This window comes from Pseudomonas viridiflava, from assembly GCF_900602065.1.
GTDB lineage: Bacteria > Pseudomonadota > Gammaproteobacteria > Pseudomonadales > Pseudomonadaceae > Aquipseudomonas.
Genome location: NZ_UWFN01000371.1, coordinates 1 through 333, shown reverse-complemented (window position 1 = coordinate 333; position 333 = coordinate 1). Strand labels below are relative to the sequence as shown.

The following is a 333-nucleotide window of genomic DNA, read 5'->3' as shown; positions in this document are numbered from 1 at the left end:
CGCAGACAATGCTTGGTGATCATCACCGGCACCTCGCCGGTTTCCTCATGCGCTTCGTAAGCCGCATCGATCAACTGCACGCCGTGGCGGTGGTAGAAGACGCGAGCTTTCTGGTTGTAAACGTTGGCCAGAAACGACAGGTGCGAATCAGGGTAAACCGGTGGCGGGGTGGTTTCTGCCTTGCGTCCTCCGCGCGGGTGAGCCTTTATGCGCGCCTCGGTCAGCGCCTCGATGGCATCGCGGCGCAGTGCCTTGAGTTGCGAATTGGGCACGAAAAACGCTTGAGGCGCATCCAGTTCCACGCCCTGAGCATGGTAGATCGTGGTGCCTAGC

General features: G+C 60.4%; 1 protein-coding gene. It reads right to left on the bottom strand.

The features are described from left to right. Positions 1-333, bottom strand: a 333-nt coding sequence (locus tag EE949_RS29020; protein ID WP_164666859.1) for a DUF3656 domain-containing protein, incomplete at both ends; no start/stop codon positions are given.